At 41.8% G+C, this 22,787-nt stretch carries 27 protein-coding genes; all 27 read right to left on the bottom strand.

The features are described from left to right. Positions 1–65: 65 nt before the first annotated feature. Entirely contained in the window at positions 66–734 is a 669-nt protein-coding gene (locus ORD22_RS05370; protein WP_317644894.1) for a zinc metallopeptidase, read from the bottom strand. A 65-nt stretch (positions 735–799) separates the two neighbouring features. Then, positions 800–1,405, bottom strand: coding sequence for a lipoprotein heptaprenylglyceryl N-acetyltransferase LhaT (lhaT, locus tag ORD22_RS05365; protein ID WP_317644893.1), 606 nt, complete (start codon positions 1,403–1,405; stop codon positions 800–802). A gap of 82 nt (positions 1,406–1,487) precedes the next feature. Then, a complete protein-coding gene (locus ORD22_RS05360; protein ID WP_317644892.1) occupies positions 1,488–2,255 on the bottom strand; it encodes a menaquinol-cytochrome c reductase cytochrome b/c subunit in 768 nt (255 codons plus the stop codon). A gap of 51 nt (positions 2,256–2,306) precedes the next feature. Further along, positions 2,307–2,981 (bottom strand): menaquinol-cytochrome c reductase cytochrome b subunit, encoded by a 675-nt coding sequence (qcrB, locus tag ORD22_RS05355; RefSeq protein WP_317644891.1) that lies wholly within the window; start codon positions 2,979–2,981, stop codon positions 2,307–2,309. Between the two features lie 22 nt (positions 2,982–3,003). After that, on the bottom strand, positions 3,004–3,507 hold the full coding sequence (locus tag ORD22_RS05350) for a QcrA and Rieske domain-containing protein (protein ID WP_317644931.1): 504 nt from the start codon (positions 3,505–3,507) through the stop codon (positions 3,004–3,006). A gap of 221 nt (positions 3,508–3,728) precedes the next feature. Further along, entirely contained in the window at positions 3,729–4,178 is a 450-nt protein-coding gene (locus ORD22_RS05345) for a DUF2487 family protein (RefSeq protein WP_317644890.1), read from the bottom strand. Positions 4,179–4,264: 86 nt separating this feature from the next. Beyond that, positions 4,265–4,813: a ReoY family proteolytic degradation factor gene (locus tag ORD22_RS05340; RefSeq protein WP_317644889.1), complete on the bottom strand. Its 549-nt coding sequence runs from the start codon at positions 4,811–4,813 to the stop codon at positions 4,265–4,267. Position 4,814: 1 nt separating this feature from the next. Further along, complete coding sequence (locus ORD22_RS05335) at positions 4,815–6,080, bottom strand: tetratricopeptide repeat protein (protein WP_317644888.1); 1,266 nt, start codon at positions 6,078–6,080, stop codon at positions 4,815–4,817. Positions 6,081–6,107: 27 nt separating this feature from the next. Then, entirely contained in the window at positions 6,108–7,403 is a 1,296-nt protein-coding gene (aroA, locus tag ORD22_RS05330) for a 3-phosphoshikimate 1-carboxyvinyltransferase (protein ID WP_317644887.1), read from the bottom strand. 15 nt (positions 7,404–7,418) lie between these two features. Then, entirely contained in the window at positions 7,419–8,531 is a 1,113-nt protein-coding gene (locus ORD22_RS05325) for a prephenate dehydrogenase (RefSeq protein ID WP_317644886.1), read from the bottom strand. 12 nt (positions 8,532–8,543) lie between these two features. After that, positions 8,544–9,635 (bottom strand): histidinol-phosphate transaminase, encoded by a 1,092-nt coding sequence (gene hisC, locus ORD22_RS05320; protein ID WP_317644885.1) that lies wholly within the window; start codon positions 9,633–9,635, stop codon positions 8,544–8,546. Between the two features lie 29 nt (positions 9,636–9,664). After that, the gene (aroH, locus tag ORD22_RS05315) at positions 9,665–10,030 is read right to left on the bottom strand and encodes a chorismate mutase (RefSeq protein ID WP_317644884.1); all 366 of its coding nucleotides are present in this window, start codon (positions 10,028–10,030) and stop codon (positions 9,665–9,667) included. Next, positions 10,027–11,133, bottom strand: a complete 1,107-nt coding sequence (gene aroB, locus ORD22_RS05310; protein ID WP_317644883.1) for a 3-dehydroquinate synthase — start codon at positions 11,131–11,133, stop codon at positions 10,027–10,029. The genes aroH and aroB overlap by 4 nt, the downstream gene beginning before the upstream one ends. Before the next feature lies 1 nt (position 11,134). Then, a complete protein-coding gene (gene aroC, locus ORD22_RS05305) occupies positions 11,135–12,316 on the bottom strand; it encodes a chorismate synthase (protein ID WP_317644882.1) in 1,182 nt (393 codons plus the stop codon). Positions 12,317–12,339: 23 nt separating this feature from the next. Then, positions 12,340–13,113, bottom strand: a complete 774-nt coding sequence (locus ORD22_RS05300; RefSeq protein WP_317644881.1) for a CheR family methyltransferase — start codon at positions 13,111–13,113, stop codon at positions 12,340–12,342. 114 nt (positions 13,114–13,227) lie between these two features. Further along, positions 13,228–13,674 (bottom strand): nucleoside-diphosphate kinase, encoded by a 447-nt coding sequence (gene ndk, locus ORD22_RS05295; RefSeq protein WP_317644880.1) that lies wholly within the window; start codon positions 13,672–13,674, stop codon positions 13,228–13,230. Positions 13,675–13,830: 156 nt separating this feature from the next. Further along, a complete protein-coding gene (locus ORD22_RS05290) occupies positions 13,831–14,805 on the bottom strand; it encodes a polyprenyl synthetase family protein (protein WP_317644879.1) in 975 nt (324 codons plus the stop codon). Between the two features lie 26 nt (positions 14,806–14,831). Continuing rightward, entirely contained in the window at positions 14,832–15,527 is a 696-nt protein-coding gene (locus ORD22_RS05285; protein ID WP_317644878.1) for a demethylmenaquinone methyltransferase, read from the bottom strand. A 16-nt stretch (positions 15,528–15,543) separates the two neighbouring features. After that, entirely contained in the window at positions 15,544–16,275 is a 732-nt protein-coding gene (locus tag ORD22_RS05280; protein ID WP_317644877.1) for a heptaprenyl diphosphate synthase component 1, read from the bottom strand. A gap of 32 nt (positions 16,276–16,307) precedes the next feature. After that, positions 16,308–16,529, bottom strand: coding sequence for a trp RNA-binding attenuation protein MtrB (gene mtrB, locus ORD22_RS05275; RefSeq protein ID WP_099689429.1), 222 nt, complete (start codon positions 16,527–16,529; stop codon positions 16,308–16,310). 65 nt (positions 16,530–16,594) lie between these two features. Then, positions 16,595–17,164: a GTP cyclohydrolase I FolE gene (gene folE, locus ORD22_RS05270; protein WP_317644876.1), complete on the bottom strand. Its 570-nt coding sequence runs from the start codon at positions 17,162–17,164 to the stop codon at positions 16,595–16,597. Positions 17,165–17,340: 176 nt separating this feature from the next. Continuing rightward, positions 17,341–17,613, bottom strand: coding sequence for an HU family DNA-binding protein (locus ORD22_RS05265; RefSeq protein WP_317644875.1), 273 nt, complete (start codon positions 17,611–17,613; stop codon positions 17,341–17,343). Between the two features lie 195 nt (positions 17,614–17,808). Then, entirely contained in the window at positions 17,809–19,287 is a 1,479-nt protein-coding gene (gene spoIVA, locus ORD22_RS05260) for a stage IV sporulation protein A (protein WP_317644873.1), read from the bottom strand. Positions 19,288–19,395: 108 nt separating this feature from the next. Continuing rightward, entirely contained in the window at positions 19,396–20,106 is a 711-nt protein-coding gene (locus ORD22_RS05255; RefSeq protein WP_317644872.1) for an LptM family lipoprotein, read from the bottom strand. A 3-nt stretch (positions 20,107–20,109) separates the two neighbouring features. Continuing rightward, the gene (locus ORD22_RS05250; RefSeq protein WP_411567621.1) at positions 20,110–20,322 is read right to left on the bottom strand and encodes a DUF2768 domain-containing protein; all 213 of its coding nucleotides are present in this window, start codon (positions 20,320–20,322) and stop codon (positions 20,110–20,112) included. 12 nt (positions 20,323–20,334) lie between these two features. Continuing rightward, entirely contained in the window at positions 20,335–21,357 is a 1,023-nt protein-coding gene (locus tag ORD22_RS05245; RefSeq protein ID WP_317644870.1) for an NAD(P)H-dependent glycerol-3-phosphate dehydrogenase, read from the bottom strand. A 26-nt stretch (positions 21,358–21,383) separates the two neighbouring features. Continuing rightward, positions 21,384–22,694 carry a ribosome biogenesis GTPase Der gene (gene der, locus ORD22_RS05240; protein WP_317644930.1) on the bottom strand — a complete coding sequence of 437 codons (1,311 nt, stop codon included), beginning with the start codon at positions 22,692–22,694 and terminating at the stop codon, positions 21,384–21,386. Between the last annotated feature and the right edge of the window lie 93 nt (positions 22,695–22,787).

Below are 22,787 nucleotides of genomic sequence, written 5' to 3'. Positions count from 1 at the left end.
TCCATACTCTCTCTTACAAAGCAAAAATCCGTCTGCATTTGCCGCAGACGGATTTTTCTTATGAATTAATCACGATTTGTAAAGATCAATACTAAACGCACCAATTCAAGCACGGCAACAGCTGTAGCTGCAACGTATGTCATGGCAGCTGCGCTTAATACTTTCTTCGCTTGTGGCTCCTCATCGTTTCGGATAATACCGAGTTCAACGATTTGATCCATCGCGCGAGAAGAAGCATTAAACTCTACCGGTAACGTAACGACTTGGAACAACACCCCAACAGCCATCAGTAAAATACCGATTCCAAGCAACGAATTCATACTTGAAAAGATTAAACCGATCATGATGAATACCCAAGAAGCATTGGAAGTCAAACTAGCAACTGGTGCCAATCTGTGGCGGAAACGAAGAAATGCATACGCTTCTTTATCTTGAATCGCGTGCCCTACTTCGTGCGCAGCAACTGCTGTTCCTGCTACCGAGGCTTCGTGATAGTTACTTGTGGACAAAGCTACAACTTTCGTCATTGGATTGTAGTGGTCTGATAAAAAACCTTGCTGCTCTACTACCTTTACATCATGCAACCCATTTTGGTCTAACATAAGGCGAGCTACTTGAGCACCTGTCATTCCAGAAGTTGAACGTATTTTTGAATATTTCTTATATGTGCTTTTCACCTTAAATTGCGCATAGATAGGAAGCAATATAATGAAACCAAAGTAAATCCAGAACACGACTATCTCTCCCCTTTCTCTCTTTACCAATTTTATAATGTTTAATTGCTAACTGCAACTTTTAACTACAGCTTTAACTGTCTCTCTTGTTGTCTTAATCTTAAACTCCAAACTGCGATTCCGATACACACAATGGATAGCCAAAATGTGAAATAACCGATTTGCGGGCTATACTTTGTTAAGTCATGATAGATTGGCATTTGACCAAAAACATAGTCAATTACATCATTATGCATTGTCCAAGTCGCTGCAATTGCGATGTGCCAACCGTTGAATCGATAGTTTTTCAAATAAAGAACTCCTTGTAATCCCATCGCAAAGTGAGAGCCGATAAGCATCCATCCTACAGGACCAATGTAACCTGTTTCTACAAGCGTCAATAAATTCATCACAACTGCCCATAAACCATACTTCACCAATGTAATGAGTGCGAGCGCTTCCATCAATTTGAAATTCCGTTTAAGCAACCAGCCGATAATAGCAATTGAGAAAAACAATGTGGCCGTTGGACTGTCCGGCACAAATATCCAAAACTTCGGCTCTGTAATTTCAAGTTGCCACATATACCAATCATAACCGTAGACCGAACCGAGTATGTTGATAAAGAGCAGAAGCCATAAGAAGGATTTATGTGATAGAAGAACCCATAACTGTGTCCATAATAAACGCAAAAGCAATACCCTCCCTTTATCGGTTGCACTATATAGGACGTATATAAAGAAAAAAAGAGTCAGTTTCCTGACTCTTTTTTTCTTACTTCGTATTTAAGCCTTCAATGAATTCAGCAAGTACTTGAAGATCCTCATCTGAACCATCCCATGTGCCAGCTGGCATACCACCTTGACCATCATGAGCAATTGTAATGATCTCATCTGCAGTCAATCCAGTATTCGTTAAAGGTAATCCAAGTCCACCTTGGAATGAATCACCGTGACAGCCGATACAAGAAGAACCTTGATAGATTTCATATCCTTCAGCTGTTTCATCAAACTCTACTTCTTCAACGATCGCACCTTGAACTTTTGCTGCTTCCCAATCGTGGTTTACAACAGATTCCCAAGTTAAGTAGAAAATCGCTAAGAATGAAAGAATCATAAAGCCAGTTGGCAATGGACGCTTAAGTGGGCGTCTCTCTTTCGTTGTATCCATGAAAGGAACTAGCATTAATGCCATAACTGCCAATCCTGGAATGATAATCGCGCCGATCACGTTATATGGTCCGGAAGCGAATTCATATTTCAATAACTGGTACATGAATAGGAAATACCAGTCTGGAATCGGTATATACATTGTATCCGTCGGATCCGCTTGACGCTCAAGTGGAGACGGATGTGCAAGTGTAAGGATTAGATAGCCGATTAAGAAAATCGATCCAATCATCCACTCTTTCAATAGAAAGTTTGGCCAGAATGCTTCGGTTTTACCCGGATATTCTGAGTAATCTTTAGGTACGTTCGGCATTTTGCCTGAAGCTTTTATGCGCGAATCCCCAACAAATTTCATCCCTTTACCGCGGTGCATGTTATTCCCTCCTTCTTAAATTTCAGATGACCCTAACCAAAAAATCGGTTCTTATAGTGGTCCGGAAATACCTTGTCTTCTGATCATGATAAAGTGTGCCGCAAGCAACCCAAGCAAAGCAGCTGGTAGGAAAAATACATGAATCGCGAAGAATCTTGTTAACGTCTGTGCACCTAAAATCGTGGAATCACCCGCGAGAAGAATTTTAATCTGTTCTCCGATGAAAGGCACTGACGCGGCAATCTCAATCCCAACTTTTGTAGCAAATAAAGCTTTCATATCCCAAGGCAATAGATAACCTGTGAATCCTAGACCAAGCATAACGACGAAAATCAATACGCCGACAACCCAGTTAAGCTCACGCGGCTTCTTATAAGACCCTGTAAAGAATACACGCAAAGTATGTAGGAACATCATGACAATAACTAACGAAGCTCCCCAGTGGTGCATCCCTCGCACAAGTTCACCGAATGCAACATCATTTTGAAGGTAGAAAACTGATTTCCATGCGTTTTCGATATCCGGTGTGTAATACATTGTCAGGAACATACCAGACAATATTTGGATCACCGTTACGAAGAACGTCAAACCTCCGAAACAATAGATGAATGCAGAAAAATGATGTGCAGGGTTTACGTGCTCAGGTACTTCATGGTCAGCGATATCTCGCCAAATTGGAGTGATATCTAACCGTTCATCCACCCAATCATAAATTTTATTTAACACTGTGGTCGTACCCCCTTACCCTTTAGACTAATGTGTTCGGTATTGTTCCACCAAGATAGACAAATCCGTCGATGACTTCCACTTCATATTCATCAAGTGGTCCAAGCGGCGGTGATCCTGGTATGTTATCACCATTTTTTTTGTAACGTCCTGCGTGACACGGGCAGAAAAATTCGTTTTTATGCACGTCTCCTTCCCAGTTAACTGTACACCCTAAGTGTTTACAAACTGGAGAAAGTGCTATGACCTTGTCGCCTTCTTTGTAGACCCAAGCTGTGTTAGATTCATCAGAAGTGTACCACGCGTCTTGTCGATCTTTGATTGTATAGTCTACGCGAACAGGAATCTCTGTTAAATCAGCAGCTTTTTGTGGAGTTGGAATCATATCCGAACCACCAGTACTAGCTAATACAGGATCAATCGCGAAACGAATCATTGGCATCAGCATAGCAGAGGCCATGAATCCACCAGTTCCCATTAGTGTATAGCTCAGGAACGTGCGTCTAGACACTTTATTGCTCATCAGTTATTTCCCTCCTCTTACTCCAAAGTCAGTCCCACGGACATTCTTTTGCTAATTGTAATACTAGGACATATCTATGATATATCAATATGAAACTAAATTCAATAATGCTTTTAGTAGGCCTTTAAGTTTGTGAACAAATATTAAGATTATGTGACAAACGACAAATGGGCTTTCATGTTGTGCAAATACGTGCTTAAGCCACTTTTGATCGCTGTATTAATTTACTGCACGTTCCACTTCTCCATAAAATGTGTCAGTACTTGTCGCAGTTGATCTTCCATAATCGTTTGGCGTAAGCGATCGTCCATCGTTTCAAGCGGAATAGACGGCAACCAAACCACTTTACCTTCTACCGTTACAGAAGTCCATTTGGCATCTGTTGTCAGATAGAATATATGTGCAAACGAAGATTTTTTCAAGTCCTCAGAAAGCGTGTCTGCGAGTTGCTGCAGGTCCGTAGACTGTGTATAGGAAACCGGCGGTAGGAACATCATTCTCCCTTTGAATTGTTTCTCAATAAACATCGATAGATTCATAAGAAACTCAGAAGAAGACGCACTGTTTTTCATCGTTTCCGGTCTTGTATCAATTGAGATCAGCGGCACAATGATGGTGTCAATATATTCTTTCTGATTGATATATGTATCCACATCTTTTGGTATCCAATTCATTTTTCATTCCTCCAATGCGTGTTCCATAAAGTGTAGCCTAAACGTTATTCCAACGCAAACCAATGACTTCACCAAAATTGGTGAAGTCATTGGTCTTTTTTCATTTCATTCAACAGAGCGGTTAAGCTGATAAATAGTTCGCGATCCCCTTTGTCAAGCGCTTCGTCAATCCGTTTGTTCAACATCTCTTTCGTCGTAAGAGTAAAGCTTTCCTCCAGCAACCGTTCTGCGATTTCCTGGTCTTTTCTTTTCGTTAAAAGATCTTCAGGTACATATGGATTTTCCTCGGCCACACTCGCATATTCAGGACATTTATTACTGTTTTTGAAATTAAGCTGGATGAACATATCCTCATTAGGGTGTAGGCGCAAGTCATGAAATGATTTCTCCGCATCCGCGGTCATGAGATTCCCTTTGTAAAAACGGAATGGGATACTGTCTACTTCTGTAGTAGAAATAATCATGGCCCGCGGACAGTGATGAGCTTCATCTGTAAAGTGAACATTGGTCAATAAATGTTCATTGCTGAGTAGATAATTTAAAATCCATACACATTCCCGACGCTTTAATCTATAGCGTTTCAAAAACCACCGCAAAAAATCCTTCTTGGCAGTTACAGGAACCATGGCCTCCATTTCATACCCCCTCTTCAGATTGCGCGTCTACATATGCCATCCATTCTTCGGCTTGAGGGTCGACTACTACTAGTTGCTGAATGACTGGCAATGCTTCGGATGGTTTGCCTTCTTCTAGCAAGAATCGGGCATATTGATCCAAAAAGTCCGCATCTTCTTTCATCCCATCATATGCTTTCAAATAAAATTCATACGCTTTTTTATAATCTTCTGTACGTTCGTAAGCGTAGGCAGAAAACGCATGCAATAACGGGATTTCCAGTTGATCAGCTTCCGCATAACTCAATAGATCAAGCAATGACTCATCTTCTTCTTGTTGATTGTATAATGAAGCAAGGGTTACAAGTGCATCAATATATTCTGGATCCAACACAAGTGCTTCTCTCAAATGACTTTCAGCTTGCTCCGGTAATTGCAATTTCAGGGCTGATTTACCTGCCGCCAGCTGTAATTCCTTATCAAAAGCATCCCGTTCGATTCCTTTTTTGAATAATTTCAACGCTTGCTCATCTTCGTTCTGTTGCGCATAACTCTGCCCCGCCAACATATAAGCAGAGAAATAATCTGGATCCATCTCAAGTAATTGCTCAAGACGACTAATTGCATCGGTATAACGCTCTGTTTGATAATAAGCGAGCCCTAAGCCAAATAACTCTTCCGGATTCTCTTCCTGCTTTAGTAGCTCTTCATAGAACGGTATCGCTTCTTCGTACGCGGCTCCCGCACTATATGCTTCTGCCAAACGCGAAGTTATGCTAACGCCTGCTAGTTCATCATTCGTCTCGTGCAATTTATTATAGATTCTTACCGCTTCACTGTAGCGGCCAGAGTCTAACAATAGTTCCGCTTGCGCCAATTGAATGACCGGTTCATGGGGAGCAAGTGCAGCAGCTTCACGCACTTTAGCTATTGCCGTTTCGGCGAAGCCAAGCATTTGATAATAGTCCGCTTGCGCAAGTAACGCCTGCACAAACTCTTCTTCATCTTCTTTAATATCAGTCAATAAAAGCAACGCATCATCTTCTTCACCGAGCTCAACCAACGCAGCAGCACGATCTATTTTCAACTGTGCTTCATCAGGGAAAACAAGTAATAATTGAGCAAAAATATCGTCTGCTTGTCCGATAAATCCATAGTCGATCAGAAGGTTAGCTACGTCATATAATGCATCATATTCATGGTCAGCTTGAAGTTTTTGGACTTTATGTTGTAGGGCATCTGCATCCCCATCTAATAAGAGTTGCTCCATTTCCTGCAATAAATTCATTTTTTCACCTGAACTTTCTGTTGGACTTTAATGTTTCACTAGACTCGAAAGATCTTCGAAAAAATGTGGATAAGAGATAGCGATACACGAAGGATTGTCAATATGAACAGGATCAGACGTGATCAAGCCCGCTATCGCCGCCATCATTCCAATACGATGATCACCATACGATTGTAGAGTCCCACCAGTTAAAGGTATAGGCCCAGTGATGATCATACCGTCTTCCGTTGTCTCGATAATTGCTCCTAATTTTCGTAATTCAGTAGCTACCGCCTCAATACGATCCGTTTCTTTGACACGCAATTCTTCTGCGTCCTTAATAACTGTTTGACCTTCTGCTTGTGTAGCTAGTAAAGCCAAGACAGGTAGTTCGTCGATTAATCTAGGTATCAAATCGCCACCGATTTCAGTCGCTCGTAACTCGGAATGCTTGATTTGCACGCTACCATAACGCTCTCCTGAGAGGCCTTGCTCATCCAAAATATTTATGTGGACACCCATCGATTCTAGTACATCTAGTATACCTGTACGGGTCTGATTCAATCCAACTTTTTCAAACGTCACATTACTACCTTCCACCATCGCCGCAGCAACCATGAAAAATGCAGCAGATGAAATATCACCAGGCACAACAACGTCAGTACCTGTCAATTGTTGTCCGCCTTGTAAGTAAATCGTTTTACCCGATTGCTTTACATTCGCACCAAACTGCATAAGCATGCGTTCAGTGTGGTCTCTTGAAACAACTTGTTCCGTTACGGACGTTACCCCTTGTGCTTGAAGACCAGCAAGTAGGACAGCAGACTTCACTTGCGCACTCGCTACGGGCATATCATAGTCGATCGCCTGTAACGTCGCGCCCTTAATAGTAAGCGGTAAATAGTCCGCTTGCCCTTCGCTCGTGATGTTCGCACCCATTAAGCCTAGTGGATCCGTCACTCGCTTCATCGGACGCTTAGATAAGTATTGATCGCCACACATTTCAGAAGTGACCGATGAACCTGATAAAATACCGAGCATCAAACGTGCCGTCGTACCGGAATTTCCTGCGTCCAGCGCTTCAGTCGGTGTCTGCCAATTGGCGATTCCGGGACTTTCCACTACGACATCTGTTCCTTCGCGTGTAATCTTTACACCTAGTTTGCGGAACATTTCAATCGTACTTAAACAGTCTTCTCCGTCTAGGAACCCTGCAATAGTCGTTTTCCCTTTAGCGATAGATCCAAGCATAACCGCACGGTGCGAAATAGATTTATCCCCCGGCACTTGTAGCGTTCCGCGGAGGACAGGTCGTTCAAATGAAACAGTCTTTTGTTGCGACATCTTGCTCTCCTCCTTTTAAAGTACGTGCATCGAATAATCTGTTTTTCGGGTCAATACTTGTCGCGCGCGTTTACGCTCAGCTGCTGATTGAAAACTGATTACTAGAATACCGTAGACATCCGTACGAGTTTCTACGATGCGGATATTCGTTAAACTGATATTTGCGTCGGCGAGGATTTTCGTAATTTCAGAAATGATCCCTGGATGGTCAGGGACATCAATATGCAAGTCAAATGTCATGTAAAGTGCACCTTGAACTGCCCCTTCACTCGTAGAAGGCAATTGATCACGGTATATTTTTGCCTGCGCAAAGAAATCAAAGATGCGATCCGGATTATTATCAACAAGCATTTCTCGTATATTCGTCATTTCATTGAGCCAACCGTCCACTTGGGAAAGTAGCTCTTCTCTATTTTGAATCGTAATATCACGCCACATGACCGGATCAGCTGAAGCGATACGTGTTAAGTCACGGAATCCACCAGCTGCTAATTTTTTAACGAATGGTTGACCTTCTTCTTGTGCCGCTAAACGGCCGACTAGAGAAGAAGCGATTATATGCGGAAAGTGACTGATAATCGCGGTCATACGATCATGTTCTTCCGCCTGTAAAACAATAAGTTTCGCTTTCGTCGTTTCAAACAACGTCTTAAGAAGCGAAATTTGTTCTTCTGTTGTGTTCGCTGAAGGCGTCAAAATATAATAGGCATTTTCAAAAAGGTGTTCCATAGCTGCCGATACTCCACTTTTATGAGAACCAGCCATTGGGTGACCGCCTATAAATGTAATACCTTTTTCTTGTAGTTTTATCGCTGCATCCATGATCGGTTTTTTCGTGCTTCCCGTATCTGTGACAATTGCATGTTCTTTAAAGTCCCAATCAATAGCCTCTTCAAATAACATAACTGTCGTATTGACAGGTGTCGCAAAAACAACAAAGTCAGCCTGCTCACAGGCTGATTTTGCGGAAGGTGCGACTGTATCAATGATGCCTCTGCGGAATGCCTCATCAGCAGTTGCATACGAACGGTCAAAACCGATGATGTGAACATTGGGATTTCGTTTCAAAGCTAGACCAAGTGATCCTCCGATCAACCCAAGCCCGATTATGCTTACAGTCGTTTTCATTATCATCTATCCTTATTTGTTAGTTAATAATTGATCAAAGGCTTTAAATAAGCCCGTATTTTGTTGTTCCGTTCCAATTGTTATACGTACATACCCTGGTGTGCCTAGTAAATTGCCACTGCGAACGATATAACCATGTTGCAGTAAAATTTCGCATGCTTCATCTGCATCAATTGGCACTTCTATTAGCACGAAATTTGTTTCAGAAGGATAGATTGCTAGTTGATTCTCTCTAGCATACGCAACGAAGCGATTACGCTCGGCCTCATTTTTCGTTACACAGTCGTTTAGGAACTGCTGATCAGCAAGGGCAACTTCAGCCGCTCCAAGCGCTAGCGTATTTGTATTAAACGGATTTCGTACCTTATTCAACTCTTGAATGATACCTTCATTCGCAACGGCATAACCAATACGGAAACTTGCTAAACCGTACGCTTTTGAGAATGTACGAGAGATGAGTAGGTTGTCATAATCGTGGATCCATCGGATGGCATTTTCTTGCTCAGATGACGTGACGTATTCGAAATACGCTTCATCTAGCACAATTAGTGCCGTTTTAGGTGCTCGATCTAGGAAGTCTTTTATCGTTTGACTAGAAAGGAAATTCCCTGTTGGATTATTCGGATTACATACCCAAATGATTGCAGTCTGTTCATCAGCAGCTTCCAGGAAGCCTTCTAGGTCATGGTCACCATTTTCAAGCATCGCTACCTGACGGATTTCTGCACCTTCAATTTTCGCATTATGTACGTATTGCGGGAATGTCACGGAAGCCATAACCGTGTTCACTCCTGGTTGCAACAATGCTCTTGAGATGATTGTAACCATTTCATCTGACCCATTACTGATTAATAATTCACTCGGCTCTACTTGATGATGTTTCGCGAGGGTTGTACGTAGACCTGAAGTGTAGACGTCTGGATACATTTCAAACTGATCTGCGCAAGCACTTAAATATTCTGCAACCGCAGGCGATGTACCATAAGGATTTTCATTTGATGCTAATTTGTGTACTTCTTGAAGGCCGTATATACGTTTCACCTCGGCAATAGAACGCCCTGGTGCATATGGTTTCATAGTTGATAAGATTGACTTCCAATTCATTCGGATAGTTCCTCCTTAGAACGAGCTTATTATTTTTGAAGATCTGGTCGTAATTGTACTGCATTGTTACGATAAATATGCTGTATTTCGTTTTGTGGTGTAGTGGTATTGACATTCATCAACACGCGGATACATTTACGCATCGAGCCAGGTACGTCGATTTCATGCGTACACATAACCGGTACATACGTCCAACCTTCAATAGAGCGAATCGCTTTCGCCGGGAATGCCGCTTTGACGTCCACTGTTGTAGAGACAATAACAGAAGCAATGTCTTCGGGAGTGAATTGATTGGCCTCAGCCATCTCTAAAACGAGTTCTTCTGTCGCTTGTAAGATTTCCTGACCATCATCCAGCTCTACAGTCGTTGCTCCTCTAATCCCTCTAACGCTCATACGATCTCCTCCCTTTCTAACTTTTCCTTAAACTCTTCAAATGCTTGTTGACATTCACCTGTGCTAATTTCCTTTACAAATGGTTGACCTAATTGTTTCAATAAGACAAAGTTCATTTTTCCAAATGAGGCTTTCTTGTCTTTTTGCATATAGGATAATAACTCTTCGAAACTATAGTTAAACACTGGTTTGAAAGTATAGCCATTACGCTTTGCAAATCGCAGGTAGCGGCCAGTAAAATCAGCTGGTAAATGACCATGCTTTTCACTTAGCAAGAATGCATACCCCATTCCAATCATGACACATTCGCCATGACTCAAGCTACCGAAGCCGGATGCCGCTTCCACCGCATGGCCAAATGTGTGACCAAAGTTTAAGTATTTACGTGTAGAATGTTCGAATTCATCTTCTCCAACAATTTGCGCTTTGACACCGATTCCACGTAGCAATTGCGGTTCCAGCCATTTAATGGAAGGTGCGGAAAATTGTTTTTCTTCCAGCAACTCTTCTGTCCAAGTTGCATCCGAAATGAATGCATGTTTGACCAATTCTGCCATCCCTGAACGCATTTCTGAAGCCGGTAACGTCTTGAAGACATCCGTATCAAATAACACGGCAGTCGGCTGATGAAACGAGCCGACCATGTTTTTTCCTTCTGGCATATTGATCGCCGTTTTGCCTCCGACTGCACTATCATGCGCAAGCACCGTTGTAGGGCATTGAATGAAGCGAATACCCCTCATGAATGTTGCAGCTACGAAGCCGGTCAAATCGCCACAAGCGCCACCACCGAAGGCGATCAGAAGCGAGTTACGTGTAAAGCCTTCTTGTAGTAAGAACGATTGACACGCAACATACACTTCTGGCATTTTACAACTTTCACCGCCTGGCACAATGTGCACGGATACTTCACGCCCAGTACTAGCAAGCGCATCTTGTAGTAATGGTAAATGGACTTCTGCCACATGCGCATCTGCAATAATACCAATTTTATCAGTGCTCTTAAGTAACTCCGCGTATTCTGTCGCAAATAGCTCATAGGTTTTAGAACCTACATAGACATCGTACCGGTGATCGCGGACGGAAACCGTTAACTTTTCCATCTTAAAACTCCTTTACATATTGTCTATATTGTTCGATATCTCTCTGTAAACCGTCCATTGTATCCGAACGGAATTCTTCCATAATCGCTTTTGCCATTTCCGTTGCGATCACATGCTCTGCAACGACTGATGCTGCAGGAACCGCACAAGGATCCGAACGCTCGATTGTCGCTACAAACGACTCCTTCGTATCAATATCCACACTTTCAAGTGGCTTGTACAATGTAGGGATTGGCTTCATTACACCACGTACAATTATCGGCATACCTGTCGTCATACCACCTTCTAGTCCACCTAAGCGATTGGATTTGCGGTAATAACCCAGTTCTTCATTCCAGCTGATTTCGTCATGCACTTCACTTCCTGGCATTTTAGCCATATCAAAGCCTAGACCGATTTCTACTCCTTTGAATGCATTTATGCTCATCATCGCACCAGCTAATTTGCCATCCATTTTGCGATCGAATTGCACGTAACTTCCGATTCCAGGAGGGCAACCTTCAATTATGACTTCCACTACACCGCCAAGCGTGTCGCCACGTTTTTTAATATCGTCAATGGCTTCTGTCATTTTAACGGACGCTTCTTTATCCGCGCAGTACACTGCATCTTCTTCTATAATTGCACGCAATTCTTCCATTGATAACTCTGCATATGTCGAAGGATCTGTTTCAATTCCACCGATTTCTGTGACGTGCGCAACTGTTTCGATACCTAATTGGCGTAAAAACTGTTTTGCAACCGCTCCGATTGCTACGCGCATTGTTGTTTCACGTGCTGATGAACGCTCGAGTACATTACGCAAGTCGCGATGACCATATTTCATGCCACCGACTAAATCCGCATGTCCAGGACGTGGTCTTGTGATTTGGCGCTTCACATCTTCAGGATTCATATCTTCAGGAAGTGGTTCAACACCCATAATGCCCGTCCAGTGCTTCCAATCATCATTGACGACCGTCAACGTAACAGGTGACCCTATTGTTTTACCGTGACGTACACCAGATGTGATTTCCACGCGGTCCTTCTCAATTTGCATTCGGCGACCTCTACCATGTCCACCTTGTCTTCTCTTTAATTCTTTGTTAATCATTTCTGCTGTCAGTTCCATCTGAGCGGGTAATCCCTCGATGATTGCTGTCAGTTGCGGACCATGTGATTCTCCAGCTGTAAAATACCGCATGTCTAATTCACTCCTTGAATAATCTATTGTTTTTTTCGATAAAAGAATGTATCTACTGATTCAAAATTATATTTTTCAGGGTTGAATATTTGTTCTGTACTGCCGACAAATAAAATACCACCTGGTTTTAATGCTTTAGAAAAGTTCGTATAAATGAGATCTTTCGCTTCTTCTGTAAAATAAATCATGACGTTACGACAAACAATCAAATCATAATTCGTATCATAGCGGTCTTCTAATAAATTATGTTGTTTGAACGTAACAGTCTTTTTAATGTCTTCTACCACTTGATAAGATTGTCCTTCTTTTATAAAGTATTTAGCAACAATCGGCTTAGGCACTTCTTTTAGAGAGCGTTCGCCATAGAGTCCTACTTTCGCGCGATCTAGTACACCTACATCCAAGTCAGTCGCTGTTATAGAAATATCACGCAATGGTACATGTGATGACAACACCATCGCTAATGAATAAGGTTCTTCACCAGTCGAACAAGCCGCACTCCATATTTTCAAACGTTTATTTTTCTCGAGTAATTGCGGGAAAATTTTCTTTTCCAAGACGTTCCAACGAACCGCATTGCGGTAAAATTCTGATACATTAATCGTCATGCGGTCCAAGAATTCATCCAACAAGCCCTTATCCTCTTGAATCGCTTGGAAATATTCTTTGAAATCACGAAACCCCTTCTTCTCATACAAAGAGGTGAGTCTACGTTTCATCTGCGCTTCTTTATATAACGATAAGTCTATGCCAGTCTTCCGCTTAATCCCTTGAATCAATATCGAATAATCAGACATATATTGCCCCTCCATTACCCTAGCTTTCTATGTACGTTCTTATTATAGCGGAAAACACTTCCTGTATGTATAAGAAAAACAGCCACGCGAAATTCGCTCGGCTGTTTTTGGCGATTAGTTAATCCAGTTGTTCACTGTTTTGTCATAAGTCACAAGCTCTTCTTCTTTGAAGAACAAGTTAATCTCGCGGCTTGCTGACTCAGATGAATCTGAACCGTGAATAATGTTCTTGCCTACCGTTACAGCGAAATCTCCACGTATTGTGCCAGGAGCAGATTCTGTTGGATTAGTAGCACCCATCATTAGGCGTGCAGTAGAGATTACGTTTTCGCCTTCCCAAACCATAGCAAACACTGGTCCAGAAGTAATGAAATCTACAAGTTCTCCGAAGAATGGACGTTCACTATGCTCTCCGTAATGCTGTTCAGCAAGTTCTTGAGAAATGTTCATTAATTTCCCACCAACTAATTGATAACCTTTGCTTTCGAAACGACCTACGATTTCACCAATTAGGTTACGTTGTACGCCGTCAGGCTTTACCATAATAAATGTTCTTTCCATCTGTCAAACACTCCTTCATCTATCTATAGGGAAATTACCCTTTTAAATCGTAACATTGACACCTTTTTCTTTCAACTATTATTGAGTTTGAAGAGCAAAAGATGCGCAAAAAACCTTACGAGTACTACGTATAGCTCAAAAACCCAACAAAGCGAGTCAATATTTTCGTTGTCCGATGAAGTCAGCTATTTGGATTAACGCTTTTTTCGACTTTCCATTCGGTAAGCTATCTAGTTCTTTTAATGCTTTCGCTAAATAGAGATTACTGACATGTTGGGCTTTTTCTAAAGCACCACTTTGTCGAATATAACGCAACATATTTTGGCGATCCGTTTCTGCCATCTGCCCCGTAAACGCACGTTCCATAAACGGTTTAAAGTCCGCATCATCTTTTATGTATAGAATTGGCAAGGTAATATGGCCGTTCAACAAATCGCTACCCGCCGGTTTGCCAAGCTCTGAATCTGTAGATGTTATGTCCAAGATGTCGTCGATGATTTGAAATGCCATACCTGTAAAATAGCCATATCTTCTAAGCTTCAGAACTGTCGCTGCGTCCGCATCGGCGCTTAAGGCACCCAGTTCACAACTAGATTCTAATAATAAAGCGGTTTTACGTTTGATCCGTTTCAAATAATCTCGCAAATTTTGATTGGTTTGTTGTTGGAAATCAATTTGAATGATTTCCCCTTTGCATATTTCAAGCATGGTTTCTGCGAGGATTCTATGTACTGATTCTTTCTCAATGCCGCCAATAGACGTCAGCGCGCGAGAAAAGATGAAGTCACCGGTATACATTGCGACTCGGTTATTCCATTTCGCTTTGACTGTCTCTAATCCACGTCGCATGTCTGAATCATCAATGACATCATCATGGACGAGTGAAGCCATATGGATTAATTCAAGCGACACCGCAACTTTTGCTACATTTTCAAGAGAGTAACGCCCGAATTGCGCTGCCAAAATAACAAAAATCGGTCGAATTCTTTTCCCTCCTGCTTTCAATAAATGCAAAGACGCTTGACGGACAATGGGAGAAGAAGATTGCACGGAACGCTCAAGCTCTTTTTCAATATAAGCTACATCTTTGCGGAAATCCGTGTATAGTGACATCAACTTAATTTTTTCCAAACCCATTACCTTCTCCCGTGTACTCATTATTTGTATGCGATATGGCCCGCCGCCGCACCGCCACTGTAAGACTTGTACGATACTTCCTGATATCCAGCATCGACGAATAGCTGTGCAAGCTCTTTCATGCCTGGAAAATCATTAGCAGATTCTTGAAGCCATGAATATTCTTTATAACTTTTTGCAAATAGTTTACCGAATAACGGCATCACATATTTGAAGTAAAAGCGAAATGCTTGACGATACACTGGAATTTTAGACTGTGATGTCTCTAGACAAACGGCCATGCCACCCGGCTTTAACACACGTCGCATCTCTTTCAAAACGGTTAAGTAATCCGGTACATTACGCAAACCAAAACCAATGGTCACATAATCGAACGTGTTATCTGGAAACGGAAGAGCCATCGCATTCCCTTGTAGCAATGTAAGATTTGGGTAAGGCTCCACTTTTGGTCTAGCGGAATCCAGCATATTGGCACTGAAATCCAAACCTATTACTTCACCAGTTGGACCCGCCTCTTTAGCAAGTGCTATTGTCCAATCTCCCGTTCCACAGCAGACGTCAAGCGCCTTCGCGCCTGGTTGCACATTCATGCGAACCATAATATCATTACGCCATTTAATATGCTGATTAAAACTAATGACGGAATTCATTTTATCATAGTCTGTTGAAATCTTTTCAAAGACGTTATGAACTTTTTCTTCTTTTGAGATCGCCACGTTTTGCCCCTTCTTTCTAGATCAGTTTGCTCTCCCCTAGCTCAAACATCGCTTCTAATTGGTTTAACACAGGTTTATGTAAGAAAAAGCTATTTTGTAATCTGTCATCCAGATTTCTCTGGCACCATTCAATCCACTGTTCCGTATCTGCAGTTGTTGGTGCTAGATGCGGAAACTTCATGTTACTTAGATCCTCTCGCTTACTTTCGATCAACCAAAGTAAAGGGAACAGCGCCTCTATAATGGCAACATAGCGGGTAAAGCCAAATGTATGATAGAACTCCACAATGCATGCACTTTCCACTTCGCTAATTAATCGCAGTCTATCCTCTAGTGAGTTAGGCGGTGACTGTAACAATGTTGTTTTACATTCATTGATTCTAGCAATAGCGGCGGATAACGAACGGATCAGATGGAAGTTAGGGATTGACGCCAATAACTTATAGTGAATGCCACTAAAGTGATCACCAGCGAGAACCATCAATTGCTGTTCTTTCGATGAAGCGTCCTCTATATCAATTTGATCATGAATATCAAACGCCGTATGGATGGCGCCAATAGCTAATGCTGTTGTATGCATTTCATCGGTCCATTGTTCTCCGTTCAATAACGGCAACAACAGTAATGTTGCTTTTCGTCTATCAATCGCTGCATGACCTGCATCGCGCTCGATAATCGGCTGATAAATAGCGCGTCGCAAGTTTTGTATATAATTGTCGACTTCGTCAGTGAATCCTTGTGTCTCCATCAGTACGCTCCATTCCCGTCAATCTTCGCCGGTCATTCTTTTTCTTCACTCGAAATTACTCCATGAGCTGTATGAATTTCAGCTTCACCCCGAATTTTGATGGCGGACGTATGCTCGGTGAACTGAGCGATCATGACTTCTCCTCGATCTAGCTTCTCGGTATGGTGAAACTTTGTGTCATTACCTCGTGTTAGCCCAATGACATTCACTCCATCTTTTTTCGCTTTGATAATTAGATAATCAGGTTGTGTCATCTACACATCTCCAGTCTCTATATGGTCTTAATGATAGCATATAAATCAAGCAATCGGCAAAGACCTCAATTCGTTCTGATTAGAGAAAGAATTTCAGCCCGTTTCACATCATCATGTTCATAGATTCCTCTAGCCACTGTTGTGATTGTCTTAGCGCCTGGCTTTTTAATCCCTCTCATCGTCATGCACATATGCTCTGCTTCAATAATGATATAGACACCAATTGGATTAAGCATTTCCATCATAGCGTCAGCAACTGTCGATGTGATGCGTTCTTGTAGCTGTGGACGGCGAGCTGTCGTTTCAACGGCTCTTGCTAACTTACTCAATCCAGCGACTACTCCATCACGCGGAATATACGCTACATGCGCCACACCATAAAATGGAACTAAATGATGTTCACACATCGAATAAAACGGGATGTCTTTCACTAAGACAACTTCATCATGATTTTCATGGAAAACGACTTCAAAATATTCTTTTGGGTCTTTATTTAATCCCTCAAATACCTCTTGGTACATTTTAGCTACACGCTTAGGTGTATCTAGTAAGCCTTCACGTGTTGGATCTTCTCCAATTGCTTCCAAAATCATCGTGACTGCTTGTTCTAATTTATTCATATCTTGCTCATTCATCTCAGTATGTCCTCCTTATAGGAACAAAACCTATTTCACCAAAATAGTAGCACATTCCCTTCATTCCGTACAGTTAGGGTTCTCATTATGTATTCTTTTGACAAAACGTAAAGGAGTCCATCCACGGTCATCTGATAGTCAGATTCGCTGGACAGACTCCTATGTAAAATCTCAAATTATTTTACTGCGTCTTTAAGTGCTTTACCTGCTTTAAAAGCTGGAACTTTACTTGCAGCGATTTCGATTTCTTCACCTGTTTGTGGGTTGCGTCCTTTACGTGCAGCACGTTCACGCACTTCAAAGTTTCCGAAACCAATCAATTGAACTTTATCACCGTTAGCAAGAGTTGATTGAATTGTATCGAATACAGCTTCAACAGCTTTAGTTGCGTCTTTTTTTGTTAGACCTGCCGCTTCTGCTACAGAGTTAATTAATTCTGTTTTATTCACACCTTTCACCTCCTCTCAAAGGGGATGCTACTGCTTGTTAACACTGTAAAAAGAGTAACATAAGAAAAACGACGGCGCAACAATATTATCGTGCTTTTCCTTTATTCACGGCATTTCTAAAGTTTTCTAATGAAATCATAGAAAAAAGACCCGTTTTCCGGATCTTTCTCTGTGTCAAGTTAGACTATGAATATGTCAAACAATAAATGTAATCATGCCTTTATTCCCGTCATTTACCATCTGTTCGATTGTTTCACGCAGTCTTTTTCTCGCTCGATCAGGAACTGCTGCCGTTTTATAGCGGATACTTTCCTTCATCACTTCATGCAGCGGCGTGCCAAATAATTGCGTTTCCCATAATGCATCCCGATCATGTAAATATGCATTTTTCAATTCCTTAAGTAAATGATGGCTGTGGAATTCAGAACCGATTAACGGCGCAAACTCTGCTTCCATATCAATTCGAATAATATGCAATGACGGCGCTTTAGCTTTCATTTTGACACCGTAGAACGTGTCTTGTTTAATAAGTTCGGGTGCAGTCGGTTGGAAGTCTTCAATCGACGGTAACGCTACGCCATAACCCGATTTTTTCGCCGTCTCAATCGCTTCCGCATACATATCATACGAGTTCTTCGCCTTCACCGCTTCTTTAATGAATACTAGCCAATCTTTTTTCGACCGCATTTCAGTGCCCATAAACTCTTCACAGACCGCAACATACGCTCGTTCATCCATATCGATATTGACAATTGCTTTGCCTTTGCCTGCATCGACTTCTACGACTTCAGCTTGTCGCACAAACTCCTCTTCTTGTAATAACTCAGCAATTTCCTGTACTTTACGAATTTTCGAGACGCCTAGAAAACCGTCATTAATAATATGGTCAATACGCGCATTCAGCTTGTGATCATTGCCCAGTTCCTCCATCCAATCCGGACGCTGCAGTTCGATATCTGTAATCGGAAACTCATACAACGCCTCTTTTAAGATCAGTTGGATTTCTGCCGCATTCAGCTGATCCGCACTAATTGCGATTACCGGAACACTATACTTTTCATGTAATTGACGCTTCAACTCTACTGTGCGCTCATGAGCTGGCATTTTAGAATTCAGTACTATAACGAATGGCTTACCAATTTCTTTTAACTTTGAAACAATTTCAATTTCTGCCACTTCAGCAGCAACTCGTGGAATATTGTTCACCGTACCGTCTGTCGTTAGCAAAATGCCTATTGTGGAATGATCTCGAATGACTTTGTCCGTACCGATACGTGCCGCTTCTTCAAATGGAATCGGTTCATTATGCCAAGGGGTATGAACATATTTTGGGCCGTTTTCATCTTCATAGCCTTTGACGCCATCGATGACATAGCCTACACAGTCCGCTAAACGAATTTGAAACGCCAGTTCACCATCGCCAATTGATACGCTCGTACCTTGTGCTGGTACAAATTTTGGTTCTGCTGTCATGATCACAGACCCTGGGGAACTTTGTGGCAGTTCATCTTGTGCTCGTATTCGATCGTTAGCGTCTGTCATATTCGGTATGACGACTTCCTCCATGACTCGTTTGACAAAAGTGGATTTTCCTACACGAACAGGGCCAACCACACCTATATAAATGTCGCCGTCTGTTCTTCTAGCTAAGTTTTCGTATAATTCTTCTTTCATCTTTAGCCCTCCTTTTTCTCCGCATAGTAGCTTATGAAACTAAAAAACGTTTCATGCATGAATGCACGAAACGTTTTTTACTACTGATGAAGTTTTAAGGTCGTACACTTATTTCTTCATGAAGACCGGTTCGTTATCTTCATTGATAGTGTATGGCAAAGAGTACGCTGGGAGAACTGCAGAGTCTTCGGACAACAAGTAACGAATATCTGTGCCTGGTTCAACTTCTGTTTTATTTTCCAACAGGATTTTGTTAAGGTCGATTGAATAGTCTACGTAGAAATTACCATCTCCTGCCACAACGATTGGTAGATGTGTATCAGAGTATGGACTAGCTACTGTCAATGGCTCTTTAAATCCCATTTTCTTAAAGTCTACTTCATAAACATTTTCTCCAACTGCATCAAGAAACGGCAAATTGCCGTTGATGAATTTTCGTAGATTAATATCGCGCAATTTTTCAGCAATCCGTAAATCAACGAGTTTCACTGTAGGATTTTCCTCTACATCTGTTAATACGTATTGGAAGATTCCACCATTTTCAAATGCATTACCTGGAATTTTTTCTGTAAAGTCAGGTACGATCTTAGAAAACTCTATTGGATACTTTATATATGGATCCGTTTCCATATCACGCGTTTTGATCGGTAATAGACCACCTGTTTGCTCCTGATAACGCTCGACAGCTTTCTGAACTGTTTCAAGTTGGTCAGGATATGGTGTTTCACTTGCCTGTTTCTCGTCAGGCGAGCGAGATAGGCAACCTGACAGCAATGCTGCACAGATCATGATTGCTAGTAAGACTAATTGTTTTTTCATTGGTTATGCTCCTCCCGTCGGTCCGTTGAATACTAAATAGACCATCGCAAAGAACGAAGTAATTAATAACGTATAGGCTACGATTGCAAATAGGATTTGAACTACACGGTTTTTTATTTTATATCGGCTCGCGTAAATCAAGCCCATTGAAATTAACATGAAACCCATTGCATAAAAAGATAGCCACATTTTATCTAACGAGGACAAAATTGTCACCTTCCTAATAAATTAAATACCATCAAAGAACATATCTATTTCTTGCCTTTTTCCACGATTCATCAGTTGGTCGACGGCTTCCTTCGCCGGTACTTCTCCAAACAATATGGAATATAACGCTTCTGTTAGCGGCATATTAACCTCAAAATGTTTTGCGAGTTGATAGGCGGCCTTCGTCGTGCGAACACCTTCTATGACCATACCCATCTCTTCTGTGACCTGTTCTAATGATTGACCTTTACCTAGACGATTTCCCGCTTTCCAATTCCGCGAATGCACGCTTGTACAAGTAACGACTAAATCACCAAGACCCGCCAAACCAGAAAATGTCTGCTGTTTTGCACCCATCCGAACACCAAGTCTAGTAATTTCAGCAAGACCACGTGTGATGAGCGCTGCCTTAGCATTATCACCATAACCCAGTCCATCAGAAAGACCTGCAGCTAAAGCAATAACATTTTTCAATGCACCGCCAAGCTCCACACCCATGACATCTGAATTCGTATAGACACGGAAATAATTATTCATGAATAAATCCTGTACTCGTTCCGCCGCTTCTATATCATAAGATGCAGCAGCGACAGTCGTCGGATGACGAAGAACTACTTCCTCTGCGTGACTCGGGCCCGATAATACGACCACTGCATCACGAAGGGAGTCTTCGATTTCTTCTTCAATGATTTCAGAGATCCGCTTCAAGGAATCAGGCTCAATCCCTTTTGACACGTGAACGAAAACTTTCGGTTCAGTAATTAACGCTTGTATGTTTTGGCACGTTTCACGCATCGCAATGGTAGGAACTGCTAATATAATGACGTTCGCATGCTGTATAGCTCTTGCCAAATCACTAGTTGAAGTAAGGTTTTCAGGCAGTAAAACGTCGGGTAAATAGTGGTTGTTCCTATGCTGATCATTGATTTCACACGCTTGTTCCGAACGTCTTGTCCAGATCAAGCTATCGTGTCCATTTTCAGCCAGTACAAATCCAAGCGCCGTTCCCCAACTACCTGCGCCTATTACAGAGACTTTTTCCATTACCTCCACCCTTTCTAATCGATTAGTTAGCTTCTTGCCCTAGTGATCAAGCGGATTGGTGTTCCTTCGAATCCAAATGCTTCACGTAATCTATTTTGTAAAAATCGCTCATATGAGAAGTGCATAAGCGTTGGCTCATTGACGAATACAACGAATGTAGGCGGCTGGATTGCCACTTGCGTTGCATAATAAATACGTAAACGGCGACCTTTATCGGAAGGTGCAGGGTTTCTAGCGACTGCATCCTCGATTACTTCATTCAAGACGCTTGATTGAATACGCAACGCATGATTTTCACTGATCATTTGAATATTTGGGATGAGTGTATGCACTCGTTGCTTCGTTTCAGCAGATACAAAGTGAATCGGCGCGTAGTCTAAGAAACGGAACTGGTCTCTAATATCGTCGATAAAGTTATTCATCGTTTTATCATCTTTTTCTAGCGTGTCCCACTTATTGACAACGAACATAACCCCTTTTCCAGCTTCTTCTGCATATCCTGCTACGCGCTTATCTTGCTCACGAATACCTTCCTCTGCATTTAGAACGATCAATACAACGTCTGAGCGATCAATCGCTTTTAACGCACGCAACACACTATATTTCTCTGTATTCTCATACACTTTACCTTTTTTACGCATACCCGCTGTATCAATGATCTTATATTCTTGACCATCTACGACTTTCACAGAGTCAATCGCGTCTGTTGTAGTTCCTGCGATATCACTTACGATCACGCGATCCTCGCCTAGCAACGCATTAACTAGTGACGATTTTCCAACATTCGGACGTCCAATCAAACAGAATTTAATGGAATCATCATCTTCTTCCTCTAAATCCATTTGTTTAAAGCTTTCAGCGACAGCGTCCAATAAATCACCAAGGCCTAATCCATGTGATCCTGAAATTGGATAAGGATCACCAAAGCCGAGTGAATAGAAATCATAAATCATTTCTCTCATCTCTGGATTATCTACTTTATTGACTGCCAAAACGATCGGCTTCTTTGTTTTATAAAGCATTCTCGCTACTTGTTCATCCGCATCTGTTACACCATCTCTACCATTCGTCAAAAAGATGATAACATCCGCTTCGTCAATGGCGATTTCAGCTTGCGCACGAATCTGTTCGAGTAGTGGTTCATCTCTAAGATCGATTCCGCCTGTATCAATCAAGTTGAATTCATAGTTCAACCAGTCTGCAGCGCTATAAATACGATCACGTGTAACACCCGAGACGTCTTCCACGATAGAAATACGTTCCCCAACGATTCGATTAAATATTGTTGATTTCCCTACGTTTGGTCTTCCTACGATTGCTACTGTTGGTTTTTTCATTTCTTTCATTACACCCTTCCGACCTATCTTTGAATATTATACACAAAAAGAATGATGATGCATATGAAAGCATCATCATTCCGTGGGTAGTTC

The sequence above is a fragment of the Sporosarcina sp. GW1-11 genome, from assembly GCF_033088395.1.
In the GTDB taxonomy this organism is placed as follows: Bacteria; Bacillota; Bacilli; order Bacillales_A; family Planococcaceae; genus Sporosarcina.
The sequence above is the reverse complement of the archived record's forward strand: the minus strand, read 5'-3'. Positions and strand labels throughout refer to the sequence as shown.